The organism is Novosphingobium sp., from assembly GCF_036820275.1.
GTDB lineage: Bacteria > Pseudomonadota > Alphaproteobacteria > Sphingomonadales > Sphingomonadaceae > Novosphingobium.
In genome coordinates, this window is sequence record NZ_DAISLT010000042.1 from 31,386 (window position 1) to 46,360 (window position 14,975).

At 63.7% G+C, this 14,975-nt stretch carries 13 protein-coding genes; 5 read left to right on the top strand and 8 right to left on the bottom strand.

Annotated elements, in window-relative coordinates:
* Positions 1-20: 20 nt before the first annotated feature.
* The 5 genes from V7066_RS23780 to V7066_RS23800 are packed head-to-tail and all read right to left on the bottom strand — an operon-like array spanning position 21 to position 3,906.
* On the bottom strand, positions 21-173 hold the full coding sequence (locus V7066_RS23780) for a YezD family protein (protein ID WP_334185443.1): 153 nt from the start codon (positions 171-173) through the stop codon (positions 21-23).
* Positions 173-1,138 (bottom strand): sulfate/molybdate ABC transporter ATP-binding protein, encoded by a 966-nt coding sequence (locus tag V7066_RS23785; protein ID WP_334185444.1) that lies wholly within the window; start codon positions 1,136-1,138, stop codon positions 173-175. The genes V7066_RS23780 and V7066_RS23785 overlap by 1 nt, the downstream gene beginning before the upstream one ends.
* Positions 1,135-1,986 carry a sulfate ABC transporter permease subunit CysW gene (cysW, locus tag V7066_RS23790; RefSeq protein ID WP_334185445.1) on the bottom strand — a complete coding sequence of 284 codons (852 nt, stop codon included), beginning with the start codon at positions 1,984-1,986 and terminating at the stop codon, positions 1,135-1,137. The genes V7066_RS23785 and cysW overlap by 4 nt, the downstream gene beginning before the upstream one ends.
* Positions 1,983-2,825, bottom strand: a complete 843-nt coding sequence (gene cysT / locus V7066_RS23795) for a sulfate ABC transporter permease subunit CysT (protein WP_442947370.1) — start codon at positions 2,823-2,825, stop codon at positions 1,983-1,985. Before cysT ends, cysW begins: the two co-directional genes overlap by 4 nt.
* Positions 2,826-2,871: 46 nt before the next feature.
* Positions 2,872-3,906: a sulfate ABC transporter substrate-binding protein gene (locus V7066_RS23800; RefSeq protein WP_334185447.1), complete on the bottom strand. Its 1,035-nt coding sequence runs from the start codon at positions 3,904-3,906 to the stop codon at positions 2,872-2,874.
* 443 nt (positions 3,907-4,349) lie between these two features.
* Here V7066_RS23800 and V7066_RS23805 point away from each other — a divergent pair, with 443 nt between their 5' ends.
* The gene (locus tag V7066_RS23805; protein ID WP_334185448.1) at positions 4,350-4,970 is read left to right on the top strand and encodes a YceI family protein; all 621 of its coding nucleotides are present in this window, start codon (positions 4,350-4,352) and stop codon (positions 4,968-4,970) included.
* A 59-nt stretch (positions 4,971-5,029) separates the two neighbouring features.
* Here the strand turns inward: V7066_RS23805 and V7066_RS23810 are convergent, their stop codons facing one another.
* A complete protein-coding gene (locus V7066_RS23810; protein ID WP_334185449.1) occupies positions 5,030-5,551 on the bottom strand; it encodes a Dps family protein in 522 nt (173 codons plus the stop codon).
* 286 nt (positions 5,552-5,837) lie between these two features.
* Here V7066_RS23810 and ybaK point away from each other — a divergent pair, with 286 nt between their 5' ends.
* The gene (gene ybaK, locus V7066_RS23815; protein WP_334185450.1) at positions 5,838-6,311 is read left to right on the top strand and encodes a Cys-tRNA(Pro) deacylase; all 474 of its coding nucleotides are present in this window, start codon (positions 5,838-5,840) and stop codon (positions 6,309-6,311) included.
* A gap of 35 nt (positions 6,312-6,346) precedes the next feature.
* Here the strand turns inward: ybaK and V7066_RS23820 are convergent, their stop codons facing one another.
* Complete coding sequence (locus V7066_RS23820) at positions 6,347-7,033, bottom strand: response regulator transcription factor (RefSeq protein WP_334185451.1); 687 nt, start codon at positions 7,031-7,033, stop codon at positions 6,347-6,349.
* 230 nt (positions 7,034-7,263) lie between these two features.
* Here V7066_RS23820 and V7066_RS23825 point away from each other — a divergent pair, with 230 nt between their 5' ends.
* The gene (locus V7066_RS23825; protein ID WP_334185452.1) at positions 7,264-9,654 is read left to right on the top strand and encodes a TonB-dependent receptor; all 2,391 of its coding nucleotides are present in this window, start codon (positions 7,264-7,266) and stop codon (positions 9,652-9,654) included.
* 110 nt (positions 9,655-9,764) lie between these two features.
* On the opposite strand, the gene V7066_RS23830 is transcribed toward V7066_RS23825, so the two are convergent.
* Positions 9,765-10,154, bottom strand: a complete 390-nt coding sequence (locus tag V7066_RS23830) for a glycine zipper 2TM domain-containing protein (RefSeq protein ID WP_334185453.1) — start codon at positions 10,152-10,154, stop codon at positions 9,765-9,767.
* Positions 10,155-10,380: 226 nt separating this feature from the next.
* Here V7066_RS23830 and V7066_RS23835 point away from each other — a divergent pair, with 226 nt between their 5' ends.
* The gene (locus tag V7066_RS23835) at positions 10,381-12,348 is read left to right on the top strand and encodes an OPT family oligopeptide transporter (RefSeq protein ID WP_334185454.1); all 1,968 of its coding nucleotides are present in this window, start codon (positions 10,381-10,383) and stop codon (positions 12,346-12,348) included.
* 721 nt (positions 12,349-13,069) lie between these two features.
* The coding region (locus tag V7066_RS23840; protein ID WP_334185455.1) for an Ig-like domain-containing protein at positions 13,070-14,975 on the top strand (1,906 nt) is incomplete at its 3' end.

The following is a 14,975-nucleotide window of genomic DNA, read 5'->3' on the forward strand; positions in this document are numbered from 1 at the left end:
CCTTCCTTTGTGCAGGCAAATCAGAAGCGCTTCTTTTCCGTTACGTCGATCTGTACGACGCGGCCGTCATGCACGGTCAGGGCAATCTGGCCATAGCGCAGTTCCTGAAGCGCCTCGCGCACTTTGGCGAGGCTTTCCTCGAGATTGCGGAGCGCCTGGGTATCGTCGGTCATCATCGGTCTCCCGCAGTGGAGAAGGTTCTGGCCCGTTTCGCGGCAATGGCGACCGTATCGCCGATGGCTGGCGGGGTATCGTGGGAGTCGACGTCGATCTCGACGATCGTTCCGTTTTCCTGGAGTCGTCCTTCGACGCGCCAGGAGCCGGCCTTGCGGAACACGTTATCGACGACGACCCGGTCGCTGCCTTCTGCGACGATCTCGATGTCATGGGGGCGGATGTGGCGACCGTCTGGCAGGCGGTTGGTCTCGCCCACGAAGTGCGAGACGAAGGCCGTGGCGGGTTCCATGTAGACCTGTTCGGGCGTGCCGATCTGGTCGATACGGCCGTGGTCCATCACCACCACCCGGTCGGCAAGTTCGAGCGCCTCTTCCTGGTCGTGGGTGACGAAGATCGAGGTCAGGCCCATTTGCTTGTGCAGGTCGCGCAGCCAGCGGCGCAGGTCTTTGCGAACTTTGGCGTCGAGCGCGCCGAAGGGTTCGTCGAGCAGGAGCAGGCTCGGTTCGATGGCGAGTGCGCGGGCGAGGGCGACGCGCTGGCGCTGGCCGCCCGAGAGCTGGCCGGGGTAGCGATCTCCGAGGCCTTCGAGCTGGACCACCCGCAGCAGTTCCTGCGCGCGCGCCTTGATCTCGGCCTTGGCGGGACGGTTGCGGGCCTTGCGCACGGTGAGGCCGAAGGCGATGTTGTCGGCCACGGTCATGTGGCGGAACAGCGCATATTGCTGGAAAACGAAGCCGACGTTGCGCTTGCCGACGGGAATGTCGGAAACGTCGTCACCGTTGAAGTAGACGTGGCCTTCGTCCTGGAATTCAAGGCCGGCGATGATGCGCAGCAGCGTCGTCTTGCCGGAGCCGGAAGGGCCGAGCAGGGCGATGAACTCGCCGGGCTGGATCTCCAGGTCGATGCCGTGGAGCGCCGGGTAGTTGCCGAAACGCTTGGTGATGTTTTCTACGCGGATCAATGCTTTGCTCCCGAGTGAAGGTCGAAGCGCCATTCGAGCACGGTCTTGAGGACGAGGGTGACGAGAGCGAGGGCGGCCAGCAGCGAAGCCACCGCGAAAGCGCCGACGAAGTCGTATTCGTTGTAGAGGATCTCGACATGCAGCGGCATCGTGTTGGTCTCGCCGCGAATGTGGCCCGAGACGACCGAGACTGCGCCGAACTCGCCCATGGCCCGCGCATTGCAGAGCAGCACGCCGTAAAGCAGGCCCCAGCGGATGTTCGGCAGGGTAACGTGCCAGAACGTCTGCCAGCCGTTGGCACCCAGCGATACCGCGGCTTCCTCGTCCTCCTTGCCCTGCTCCATCATCAGCGGGATCAGCTCGCGGGCGACGAAGGGGAAAGTGATGAAGACGGTGGCGAGGATGATGCCCGGCACCGCGAAGATGATCTTCAGCCCGTGCGCGGAAAGCCATGGTCCCAGCAGGCCCTGCGCGCCGAACAGCAGCACGAAGATCAGGCCCGAGACCACCGGCGAAACCGAGAACGGCAGGTCGATCAGCGTCAGCAGCAGGTTCTTGCCGGGGAAGGCGAACTTGGTGATCGCCCAGCTTGCGGCAAGGCCGAAGACCATGTTGAGCGGCACGCTGATCGCCGCGATGATAAGCGTCAGGCGGATCGCCGAGAAGGCATCGGGATTGGAAACGGCATCGAGGAACGGGCCGATCCCCTGCTTCAAGGCTTCGCTGAACACCGCGATCAGCGGCAGCATCAGGAAGAATGCCAGGAAGGCGAGCGCCAGAGTGATGAGCAGGATCTGAGCCGTCCGGCTTTCCGTACCGGGCGTTATCCTGCGGGTTTTCCGGGTCATGCGCCGAGCCTCCTGCGACGAATGGACTGGAGCGCATTGAGCGTGAACAGCACCGCGAAGGACACCAGCATCATGACCATCGCGATCGCGGTGGCGCCGTCGTAGTTGTACTGTTCGAGCTGGGTGACGATCAGCAGCGGCGCGATCTCGGTCTTGCCGGGCATGTTGCCCGAGATGAAGATCACCGAACCGTATTCACCCACGCCGCGCGCGAAGGCCAGCGCGAACCCGGTGAACAGCGCGGGCAGGATCGCCGGGAAGATCACCCGCGCGAAAGTCTGGGCGCGGCCCGCGCCGAGCGTCGCGGCGGCTTCCTCCACGTCCTTGCCGAGATCGGCAAGGACCGGCTCCACCGAGCGCACTACGAAAGGCAGGCCGATGAAGACGAGCGCCACCGTAATGCCGAGCGAGGTGAAGGCGACCTTGATGCCGAGCGGGTCGAGGTACTGACCCACCCAGCCGCTCGGCGCGTAGAGCGCCGTCAGCGCGATGCCGGCAACGGCGGTGGGCAGCGCGAAGGGCAGGTCCACCAGCGCAGAAATCACCCGCTTGCCGGGGAATTCGTAGCGGACCAGCACCCAGGCGACGAGCAGGCCGAACACCGCGTTCACGAAGGCAGCGGCCAGCGCCGTGCCGAAGCTCAGGCGATAGGCGGTGAGGGCGCGCTCCGAAAAGCCGACGTCGACGAAGGCCTGCCAGCCCATTCCCGCCGACTTGATGAACAGCATGGAGAGCGGGATCAGCACGATCAGGGAAAGCCAGGCCAGGCTGAACCCGAAGGTCAGTCCGAAGCCCGGCAGCACGGAGGGCGCACGCCATGTGGTCTTGCGCGTCGTCATGGATGGCATCTGCAGTGGCCTGCTCGATCTTGGCGCGGGGCGCGGTTTATTTCTTGGTGTAGATGCGGTCGAACACGCCGCCGTCGTCGAAGTAGGTCTTCTGCGCCTTGGTCCAGCCGCCGAAATCCTCATCGATGGTGGTGAGATTCAGCTTGGGGAACTGGTTGGCGAACTGCTCGGCGATCTTGGGATCGCTCGGGCGGTAGAAGTTGCGGGCGATCGCGACCTGGGCTTCGGGGGTATAGAGATATTCGAGGTAGGCCTTCGAGACTTCCTCGGTACCGTGCTTCTTCGCGTTGGCGCTGACGACGGCCACCGGCGGTTCGGCGAGGATCGAGATGGAAGGCACGACGATCTCGAACTTGCCCGCGCCCAGCTTCTTCTCGGCCAGCAGCGCCTCGTTTTCCCAGGCGAGCAGGACGTCGCCGATGCCGCGTTCCACGAAAGTCGTGGTGGCGCCGCGCGCGCCGCTGTCGAGTACGGGAACTTGCGCGAAGAGGCGCTTCACGTAAGTCTCGGCCGCTGCGTCCGACCCGCCCGCCTTGCGGCCATAGGCCCAGGCGGCGAGGAAGTTCCAGCGCGCGCCGCCGCTGGTCTTGGGGTTCGGGGTGATGACCTGCACGCCCGGCTTCACCAAGTCGTTCCAGTCATGAATGCCCTTGGGGTTGCCCTTGCGGACAAGGAACACGATCGTCGAGGTATAAGGCGAGCTGTTGTCGGGCAGCGCCTTCTGCCAGTCGGCCGGGAGCAGCTTGGCCTTGTTGGAGATCACGTCGATATCATAGGCCAGCGCGAGAGTGGCGACATCGGCTTCGAGACCGTCGATGATCGCGCGGCTCTGCTTGCCTGAGCCGCCATGGCTCATGCGGAAGGTCACGTCCTGCCCGGTCTTCTTCTTCCAGTAGGCGGCAAAGGCCGGGTTCACGGCCTGATAGAGTTCGCGCGTCGGATCGTAGGAAACGTTGGTGATCTCGACCGAATTGCCGGACTTCCCGCCGGAGCATCCTGCAAGCGAGACGGCCAGCGCGCCGGCAGCGGCCATCGACAGGAACAGGCGGCGATTGAGGATTCCGGCATTCATCGTGTCATGTCTCCCATCGTGATGGCTCACGCCTAAACTCAATCGATTTTGTTGACATTAAATATGTAATTGCAGGGCGGCAAGCATACCTTTTGGCCGAAGCCTATACCCCGGTTCGCCTCGCCTTTGGAGCAGGCCTCGGGCGACGGTCTCGGCGAATTTTGTTCGCGTCGGCTGCATTTTCAAAAGGATAATGGGCCATTCGCCGGAGCGGTTCCATCCTCCAAAGGGGGCAGCAATCTATTGTCACGGAAAGCACCGCCCTGTTCAAGCGCAAGGCGGGTGAGCGCGATTTCAGGCGCCGACAAGAGCGCAGCCTGCTGGGATCGAGAATCATTTTCAACTCTGGGTTGAAAGACATTCGCCTGAATGGCGGATTATCGAAAAGCGGAGCAAGCTGCATAGGGCCCTGGAATTACACCCCATTTGTCCCGGAGCGCTCCATGAAGAAGACCTTCTCAATTGCCGCCATCGCCCTTGCCGCCTCCACGCTGGTAGGCGTTCCCTCGCTCGTCGTTGCTCAGGCCTCCGTCGCGCCGGAGGCCGTCCAGGCCGGAACCTACAAAGTCGAGAGCAACCACACGCTTGCGCAGTTCGGCGTCAACCACTTCGGCTTCAACGATTTCTTCGGCACGATCCCCGGTGCCACCGGTTCGCTGGTGCTGAACCCGAAGGCCCTGAACAAGTCCAGCCTCGACGTCTCGCTGCCCGTCGCGCGTATCTTCACTACCAATGCGACGCTCGACAGCGAACTGGTCAGCGCCGACTGGTTCGACGCCGCGACCTACCCGACGATCCGCTTCGTTTCGCAGAAGGTGGAGCAGACCGGCCCGCGCACCGCGCGCATTTCCGGCACGGTGACGATGCACGGCGTCAGCAAGCCGCTGGTGCTGGACGCGACCTTCGGCGGCGCGGGCGTGAACCCGATGGACAAGGCCTATACCGTGGGCTTCAGCGCCACGGGTTCGCTCAAGCGCTCTGAGTTCGGCGTGTCCAAGTATGTTCCGGCGGTGAGCGACGAAGTGCAGATTCGTATCACCGCTGCCTTCGAAAAGGTGAACTGAGCGTTGTAGATTCTGCCAGGGGATACCTTTCGAAGGTCTCCCCTGGCAGGTCGGTGCCATCACATGTGGCCGGTGCGGCAGCTTTCGTAGAGGAACCAGGCGCGGCGCTCGGTCTCGTCGATCCAGACCTCGATCAGGCTGGCGGTGGCGATATCGCCATATTCGTCGCAGAGCGCATGGACAGAGCGCATTTCCGCCACGAGCTGCTTGTTGTCGCCATGCAGTTCGGCGAGCATGCCCTGCGGATCGACATAATCGGCATTGTTGTCGAGCAGGCGCTGATGGCTGGAAATGTCCGAGATCGAGCGGATCGTGGTGCCGCCAATCTTGCGCGCGCGTTCGGCGATGGGATCGGTCATCGCGAAGATCTGGTCGCCCTGCTCGTCGAGCAGCAGGTGATAGTCGCGGAAATTCGGGCCGCTCATGTGCCAGTGGAAGTTCTTGGTCTTCAGGTAGAGCGCGAAGACGTCGGCGAGCAGGGCCTTGAGGCCACCGGAAATGTCGCGGGTGGCGTCGGCGCCGAGATCGGTGGGAGTGCCGAGCTGGCGCTGGGCGGGCGAGATGATGGATCGGTCGGACATCGATTGGCTCCGGGAGGATAGCGGCGACCCGATGCCGCCACGCTTCATCAGGTAGTCACGGTGCGGCGTCCAACCCAGCTAGACCAAAGTATGGCGTTCCCTGTCCCCGGCGATGAGGCGATCGTGAAGTGCGGCGGGGCCTTGGCCCCGGATGCATCATGGGCTAGAGCGGCTGATCCGGCTGCACCGGATCAGCCGCTCTAAGCTTCTGGTTTGTCGCATTTTCCGAGTCATCAGGTTTCCACCTGATTAGAAAATGCTCTAGGCGCTTCTCAGGAGAACAGGAATGGCGCTATCCACCCGCGCAACGAAGATGCTCGAAAAAGTCGGCGTGACTTTCGACCTTCATGCCTACGACTACGACCCTTCGGCCGAGAGCATCGGGCTTGCCGCAGCAGCAGCGATCGGAGCTGATCCGGGGCAGGTGTTCAAGACCCTGATGGTCCTTGCCGACGGCAGGTCCGCATGCGTCATTGCCCCCAGCAGCGGCGAAGTCTCGATGAAGAAAGCCGCCGCTGCGCTCGGAGCCAAAAGCGCGGCGATGATGAAGCCTGCCGATGCCGAGCGACTGACCGGCTACAAGATCGGCGGCATCAGCCCTTTCGGCCAGATGCGCCAGGTCCCGGTCGTCATCGATGAAACGGCGATCCTCTGGGATGCGATCTACATCAACGGCGGCCAGCGCGGCTTGCAGGTCAGGCTGGCCGGAGAGGATGCACGGCAGGCCCTCGACGCGAAATTCGCGGATATCGCAAGCTAACGGCCTAATAGAGCTATGATAATGTCAACGCGCCCTCAAGCCTCGGCGTGGTCGAAGACGTAGCCGAAGGAGCGCACTGTGCGGGGCAGGTGGGGAACCTGCATCGAGCGCAGCTTGCGGCGAAGGCGGCTTACCCAGGAGTCCACGGTCCGTTCGTCGCAGACTTCCACGCTCTTCCCGAGCACGCCGATCAGTTCCCCGCGCGTGAACACGCGGTTGGGATTGCGGGCGAAGTGATTGAGCAGCCGCTGCTCGTTCGATTGCAGCGGCACCACCAGCCCCTTGTAGCGCGTCAGGTGAGAGTCCGGCTGGATCGTGAGTTCGCCGATCTGGATCGCCGGCGCTTCCTTGCGCGCGGCGGCGGTCGGCTGGTAGATTCGCAGGCGCTGCACCAGCGCGGTCGGGGTGAGGGGGCCGATCAGGTAATCATCCGCCCCGGCGTCCAGCGCACGCGCCTGCGATCGCGGATCGGCTTCGGGCAGCACCATCGTGACGTGCAAGGGGTGGTCGTTGATGCGATCCTGCAACAAGCCGCAGAGCTGAAGTCCCGACATTTCGGGAAGAATCCAGTCCACGAAGACCCAGGTCGGCGCTTTCGCGGCGCGCATGCAGAGGTCGGTCGCATTCATCACTTCCACCTCGAAGGAGAGGAAGGCGTCGCGAACGGCGCTGATGTGGGCGAGTTCGCCCGACGTCAGCACGATGTCTCCGGATTTGATCATTGTCTCCACCATTTCGGCACGAATGATCGGGTCACATAGTACCCCTTTCATTGCCATGCACATGTCAAATTTGTCATGTTCGCGTTGCCACAATTGCGTCAAGAAAATTACAAAAAAGCAACACGGATGTGACGCAGCCCCCGCCTAGTGAGCCTCCCTGTCGCCCCCGACGGGCGATCCCCTTGCTGCGACTGCAAGGAGGAAAGCTTAGCATTTCAGGGAGTTTTCGCATGATTCGCCACGCCATCCGTCTGGCGGCCACTTGCAGCATCGTCGCATTGAGCCAGGCCCCGGTTGCCGCCTTTGCTGACGAAGCAGCAACAAATGCAGCAACTGCCGACAGCGGGGAATCCGCTCCGATCATCGTCACCGCCACCAAGCGCGAGACCGATCTGCAGAAGACCCCGATCGCCATCGCCGTCATCGGCAGCGCGGATATCGAGAAGCAGCACGTCCAGAGCCTGATCGACCTTGCCAGCGGCACCGTTCCCTCGCTGCGCGTGGCGACGTTCGAGGCGCGCCAGTCTGCCCTCACGGTCGGCATTCGCGGCATCGTGCCGTTCGACGCCAACCAGACCGCACGCGACCAGGGCGTCGGCGTCTATCTCGACGGCGTCTACCTCGGCCGCCAGCAGGGCCTGAACGCCGCGCTGTTCGACGTGCAGCGCATCGAAGTCCTGCGCGGCCCGCAGGGCACGCTGTTCGGCCGTAACACCGAAGGCGGCGCGCTCTCGATCGTCACCAAGGCGCCGACCGGCCAGTTCGGCGGCCGCGTGGAAGCGGGCATCGGCAACTACGGCCAGCGCACCGGCGAAGCCCACATCGACCTGCCCGAGTTCCACAACATCTCGATCAAGGTCGACGGCGTCTACCAGCACCAGGACGCGACGACGAAGAACCCGCTCGCGGGCCAGACCGGCTTCAACTATTACGACCGCGTCGGCGGGCGCATCCAGGCCCAGTGGAAGCCGGTGGAAGGCTTCACGGCGAACATCTCGTTCGACAAGTCGCGCGATGACAATACGCCGATGTACAGCCAGCTCATCAACTACAACCCCAAGGGCCTGCCGGTCGCGACCCTCGCGCAGATCGCTGCGAACGGCGGCAAACTGCCGAGCGGCACGATCGCGCCGCTTTCCCCGCTGGTGCATGTGAGCGGCGACAAGCGCATGAAGACCGCCGACATCGGCGTGCCGCAGCAGCCGAGCGTGGACCGCACGCAGGGCATCATGGGCAACCTCAGCTATGACGTAAGCCCGGATCTCACGATCCGCTCGATCACCGCCTGGCGCCAGGTCGACACCGATCAGTACGACAACTCGGGCGGCGCCCACCGCACCGTGTTCCTGCCGAATACCAAGTTCAGCCGCTACTCGCTGTCGTTCCTCGACCAGCACCAGTTCAGCCAGGAACTCCAGCTCGTCGGCAGCCTGCCCCACCTCGATTTCGTGGCGGGTGCCTACTACTACAACGAGCATGCCAGCGAAAACGCCGCGACGCCCAGTTCCAATATCTGGAACTCGGACGGCACCGGCTACACCACACTCAGCCCCAACGTGACGGGCGCGGTGACCTCCGGCAACCAGGGCTGGGCCGACGACTCGCTGTTCCTCCAGCGTGATAGCCACGCCAAGGCGCAGAGCATCGCCGCCTTCGCCCAGGCGACCTATACGCCTGCCGGTCTCGACCAGGTCCACCTGACCGCCGGTGGCCGTTACACCCACGATAAGCGCGACGGCGTGCTGGACATCGTGAACGGCGCTACGGTCAACTACGGCTTCCACTATCGCAAGGACCGCTTCGACCCGATGGTCACCCTGGCCTGGGATGCCACGGACGACGTGAACCTCTATGCCAAGTATGCGACCGGATACCGCGCCGGCGGCGCCAACGATCGTTCGCAGACCTTCGACGCCTTCGGTCCGGAAACGGTCAAGTCGTACGAAGTCGGTGCGAAGATGATGTTCCTCGACCGCAAGGTTCGCCTGAACCTGGCCGGCTACATCATGGATCGTGACGGGACACAGGTCGATTTCGACAACGTCAACACCGATCCGAACAGCCCCTACTTCAACCTGCACACGCAGGAGACGCTGAACGCGCCGGGCACTACCAAGATCCGCGGCATCGAGGCGGAACTGAACGTCCACCCGACGAACAACCTGACCTTCGGCGCTTCTTACGCCTATACTTACACCCGCGTCCCCAAGACGCTGAACCCGTTCCTCAGCACGGCTGCCAATCCGGTCTACCAGAACGTCTTCATCGTCTACACGCCGCCGCATGCGGCCTCGGCCTTCATCGATTACTCGGTGCCGGTGGGCAGCGGCGACGAAAGCGTGCAGTTCCACCTCGACGCGGCCTATGCCGACCGCCAGTACAGCTTCGAGGACGAGAACGTGAAGGCGCAGAGCAGCTTCATCGTCAATGGCCGCATCGCACTGGCCGATATCCCGATGTCGGATGCCGGCACGACGCTGACTGTTTCGCTGTGGAGCCGCAACCTGCTCAACGAGACGCATATCTATCGTCTCTCGAACGCCAATGCGAGCACGCTGGGTGCCTATGGCAACTTCAACCCGCCGCGTACTTTCGGCGTGGAAGGTGTTGTTCACTTCTGATCGCGATTTCCGGCGGTGTCCTTCCCTTGAGGCCCGCCGGCAGGTTCCTGCCTGAATACTGCACGCGGCGAGACTCCGGTCCCGCCGCGTGCTTTTTTATAGAGGCTGGATCAGCGGCACTTCACGTTGCCGCGGTCGATCGAACGACCCAGCAGGGCACCGCCCGCACCGCCGGCCAGGGTGCCGAGGGTGTTGCCGCCGACAAGCTTGGCGAGCAGGGCACCGCCCACCGCGCCGACCACGAGGCCGGTGGTGCCGTCCGAACGGCGGCAATAGGCGCGGCCGTCCTTGCCACGATAGATGCGGTCGTTGCGGCTCAGGCGGCGATCCTTGTAGTTGCCCTTGTGATAGCTGCGCGAGGGTTCCCAGCTGCGGTCGTTGTCGCGCCAGGCATGGGCCGAGCGGTCGTTGCGGTCGCCCGGACGCGCTTCGGCGGACAGGGTGACGGTTGCCGAAGCGACGGCGATGAGGGCGCCGAGACCGATTGCACGTTTGAACATCTTGATGGACCTTCCGATGAGGTTGGGAAATGAATGAGCGAGCGGGTTCCCGCTGCGAGCAGGTCTTCTCAACGAGTTGCGGGCTTAACGGTTCCTGAAACGATATCGGGCGGTGGACGGCGGGCCTTCGATATGGCAGCGAGCCGCGATAACCGATGCGATTTTTCCGCCGCCGTCCTCGGTACGGGGCAGGAGAATGCATCCGCACATTTCTGAACGGGGTTTCATGGCGAAGGAAAATGGCAGTGCGCGTGCGGGCTCTCCGCTCGAACTGACCTTGCGCGGGGTGCTGCTCGGCGGCGTGATCACGCTGCTGTTCACGGCGGCAAACGTCTATCTCGGCCTCAAGGTCGGCCTGACGTTCGCGACCTCGATCCCGGCGGCGGTGATCTCGATGGCGATCCTGCGCGGGTTCAAGGACTCGACGATCTTCGAGAACAATATCGTCCAGACCGTCGCCAGCGCGGCGGGGACCCTGGCCGCGATCATCTTCGTGCTGCCGGGCCTCGTGATGATCGGCTGGTGGCAAGGCTTCCCCTATTGGACCACGGCGGCGATTACCGGCACCGGCGGTATCCTCGGCGTACTGTTCTCCGTGCCGCTGCGCCGCGCGCTCGTGCTCGACACCCCGCTGCCCTATCCCGAGGGTCACGCTGCCGCCGAAGTCCTGCGCGTCGGCTCGGAATCGCGCGAAGGCGCGGTGGAGAGCGCCAAGGGTCTGTCGGTGCTCCTGTGGAACGCGCTGGCCTCGGCCGGGTTCGCCATTCTCACGCAGACGCGGCTGGCCGTGGCGGAAGCCTCTGTCTGGTTCCGGGCAGGGCCGGGCGCGACCGGCATTTCCGGGGGTCTGTCCTTTGCACTGATGGGCGTCGGTCATCTCGTGGGCATTTCCGTGGGCATGGCAATGTTCCTCGGACTCGTCGTCGGCTGGTGGGTGCTTCTGCCGATCCTGACCGCGCAGAACCCGCTGCCGGGCGGCGCGGAAGTCTGGGCGACGACGGTGTTCTCCGACAATGTTCGCTTCTTCGGCGCGGGCGTGATCGGCGTGGCGGCGGTCTGGACCCTGCTGCGCATCGCCGGGCCGGTGATCGGCGGCGTGCGTTCCGCCATGGCGGCAAGCCGCGCGCGGCAGTCCGGCGCGACGCTCGCCGTCGAGGAGCAGGACCTGCCGATCTCGATCGTCTTCATCGGCACCCTGGCCATGCTCGTGCCGATCGCGATCCTGCTCTGGAGCGTCGTCGGCAGCGGCCCGCTGGCCGGATCGGAAATGCTGCTGATCTCCGGCGCGCTGCTGTTCATTCTGGTGATCGGCCTGCTGATCGCTGCCGTCTGCGGCTACATGGCAGGCCTGATCGGCGCCTCCAATTCCCCGGTTTCGGGCATCGGCATCCTTTCCGTGGTTGCCGCCTCGCTCATGCTGGTCGGCCTGTTCGGCCGCGACCAGCCGCCGGGAACGACCGATGCGCTGGTCGCCTATGCCCTGATCGTCACCGGCATCGTCTTCGGCGTGGCAACGATCTCCAACGACAACCTTCAGGACCTCAAGACCGGCCAGCTCATCGGCGCGACGCCGTGGAAGCAGCAGGTGGCGCTGGTGATCGGCGTGGTCTTTGGCTCACTGGTGATCCCGCCGGTGCTCGACCTGCTGAATACCGCCTTCGGCTTTGCCGGAGCGGCCAATGCCGGGCCGAATGCCCTTCCTGCACCGCAGGCCGCGTTGATCTCAACCTTGGCCAAGGGCGTGCTGGGCGGCAATCTCAACTGGACGATGATCGGCTGGGGCGCCGCTGCCGGCGTCGGCTTCATCGTGCTCGACGAAGTGCTGGGGCTGATGGGCCGACTGCGCCTGCCCCCGCTCGGCATCGGTATCGGCATCTACCTGCCGATGAGCGTGATCCTGCCGACGGTGATCGGCGCGGTGCTCGGGTTCTTCTACGACCGCTGGGCATCGAAGCAGCGCGATCCGGAATTCGCCGAGCGCATGGGTGTGTTGACTGCTACCGGCCTGATCGTCGGTGAAAGCCTCTGGGGCGTGACGTTCGCGGCTATTGTTGCCGCATCAGGCAGCGATGCGCCGCTGGCCGTGGTCGGCGACGGTTTCGCCGTTCCCGCGCTGGTAGGTGGCACGGTGCTGTTCTTCGTACTCGTCCATGCTCTCTACCGGCGCACGCGTCAGTTGGTAGTCTCCGATTAACTTTACCCACCCCCGGCATTCTGCACGATGCCGGGGGTGGGGCCACCCGGTGCCGATAACGCATCTTTCTGTAATAAAACGATATCGCGAATCCCCTCAGGACATCGCCTGAGGCGATTGTGGTTGCGCGATAGATGCATGTTAATCCGCATTCGATTGCATCGAAAAAGGCAGTTCTTAAATCTCTAAATTGACTGTGGAAGTCGCGAGAACTGCATCCGTTTTGAAGGTTTATTTTGGGTCCGAAATGAACCTATGACAATCCCCGTCAAATTCTTTGCGGGTCGATTTTATCACCGATTTATCTGTTGAAATTAAACGATAATCATCACTTTTTTGAAAGCCGGTGGCTTCATTTTCTGCGCTCTTGAGCGCGATGTTTCACAGCGCAGAAACCTCCATCCTCCGACCAAGTGGGCGATATCCGCGACCAACCGTTCCAATCACGCGGGAAACATCGGCGCTGACGTCTCGTTGCACCTCGTAACTGGGTGGAAACGCAAAAGTTATTCGCCTTATATGATGGTGTGTAGACGTATCGATGAAGCTACCGGGGCATTGATGTTCGGTGGAGAAATCCCTTGTCTCCCGTCGAGCATGGCGTTTGACTGTTAGTTCTGTAAAATAACGACGCTACTTTATTTCCCCGATCGCAGTCTTCCTCGATACGCCGACGAACGGATGCGTCGCCTATGGCGACGTCCATGTTGGGAGTTACGAGATGGACAAGCGGGTCGAGATCGTGGATCGCGGAAGCAAGGCTGCCAAGGCTTCGGTTGCAGGCAGTGGGGAAACCCGGATACCGGTTCCGATTGACTCGAATATCCGGATCGACGCGCCTCCCAGTTCGGTCGCATCGATGGTTCGCGAAGGCGACGACCTGATCCTGAAGTTCGCGGACGGATCGAGCATCCGTCTGGAAGGCTACTTCGCCTGCCAACCCGAGGATCTCGGCCAGCTGAGCCTGGACGATCCGTCGAGCGGCGCGCAATGGCTTGTCAATCTGAGCGACACGGCCTGCGTCGCGCCCGGCGATGTATCGAGCGAGGCACTCAGTTACGATTTTGCGCCGCTTGATGCCGCGTCGGCCTCTGCCGGAACCGCAGCGGCAGGTGCGGCCGGCGGCGGTATCAGCAACGGGTTGCTGATCGGCCTTGGCGCGCTGGGTCTCGGAGGCGGAATTGCCGCGGCCGCAAGCGGCGGCGGCGGTGGCGGCAGACGCGGAGGTTCCAGCACCCCTCCCGACACCACTCCTCCTCCTGCTCCGGTCGTGACGGGTGCGACCGACGATGCGGCGCCGGTAACAGGTGCGATTGCGGCAGGTGGTTCGACCAACGATTCCACGCCGACTTTCAGCGGGACGGCCGAGGCAGGCTCGGTCGTAGCTGTTTTCGATAACGGCACACAGATCGGCACTGTGACGGTGGGGACCAGCGGCAGCTGGACATTCACGCCGACAACGCCGCTGGGAGACGGTCCGCATAGCGTGACGTTCCAGGCGACCGATTCTGCCGGGAACAAAGGCGCGGCATCGGCTCCCTTCACGTTCACGGTCGATACGGTGCCTCCGGAGGCTCCCCTCTTGATCGGTGCGACCGACGATGCGGCACCTGTAACGGGGGCGATCACCGCGGGCGCCTTGACCAACGACTCGACGCCAACATTCAGCGGAACGGCAGAACCCGGCTCGGTGGTGGCCGTGTTCGACGGCACCACGCAGATCGGCACCGCAACGGTGGGTCCCGACGGCAACTGGACGTTCACGCCGCCGACCCCGCTGGCCGATGGCCCGCATAGCCTGACGTTCCAGACGACCGATGCTGCAGGAAACCAGAGCACCGCCAGTGCGCCGTTCGACTTCACGGTCGATACTGCCGCGCCTGCGGCGCCGACACTCAACCCAACCGACGGTACGACGATCTCGGGCACGGCGGAAGCGGGCGCGACGATCGGTGTCGATACCGATGGTGACGGTATCCCCGACGCCACTGCCGTTGCAGGTGAAAACGGAACGTGGAGCGTCACGCTTCCCGCGCCTTTGCCCAACGGTACGGCGATCAGTGCCACGGCGACGGATGCGGCGGGCAATGTGTCCACTCCGGGCAGCACCACCGTTGACAGCAACATCGACACGACGCCCCCGGCCGCTCCCGTGGTGACGGGTGCGACCGACGATGCCGAACCGGGCATCGGTGCGATCACCGCAGGCGGCGCGACCAACGACACGACGCCGACGTTCAGCGGGACGACCGAGCCGGGCTCGGTGGTGGCGGTGTTCGACAACGGCACCCAGATCGGCACCGCGACGGTGGCTGCCAACGGCGACTGGACGTTTACCCCTGCGCCGCCGCTGGCCGATGGCCCGCATAGCCTGACTTTCACCGCGACGGACGCTGCCGGCAATCAGGGCACGGCCTCGGCGCCCTTCGCCTTTACGGTGGACACCAGTCCGCCGGAAGCGCCGACGCTCAATCCCACCGACGGTACGACGATCTCGGGCACGGCGGAACCTGGCGCGACGATCGGTGTCGATACCGACGGTGACGGTATCCCCGACGCCACTGCCGTTGCGGGTGAAAACGGAACGTGGAGCGTCACGCTTCCCGCGCCTTTGCCCAACGGTACGG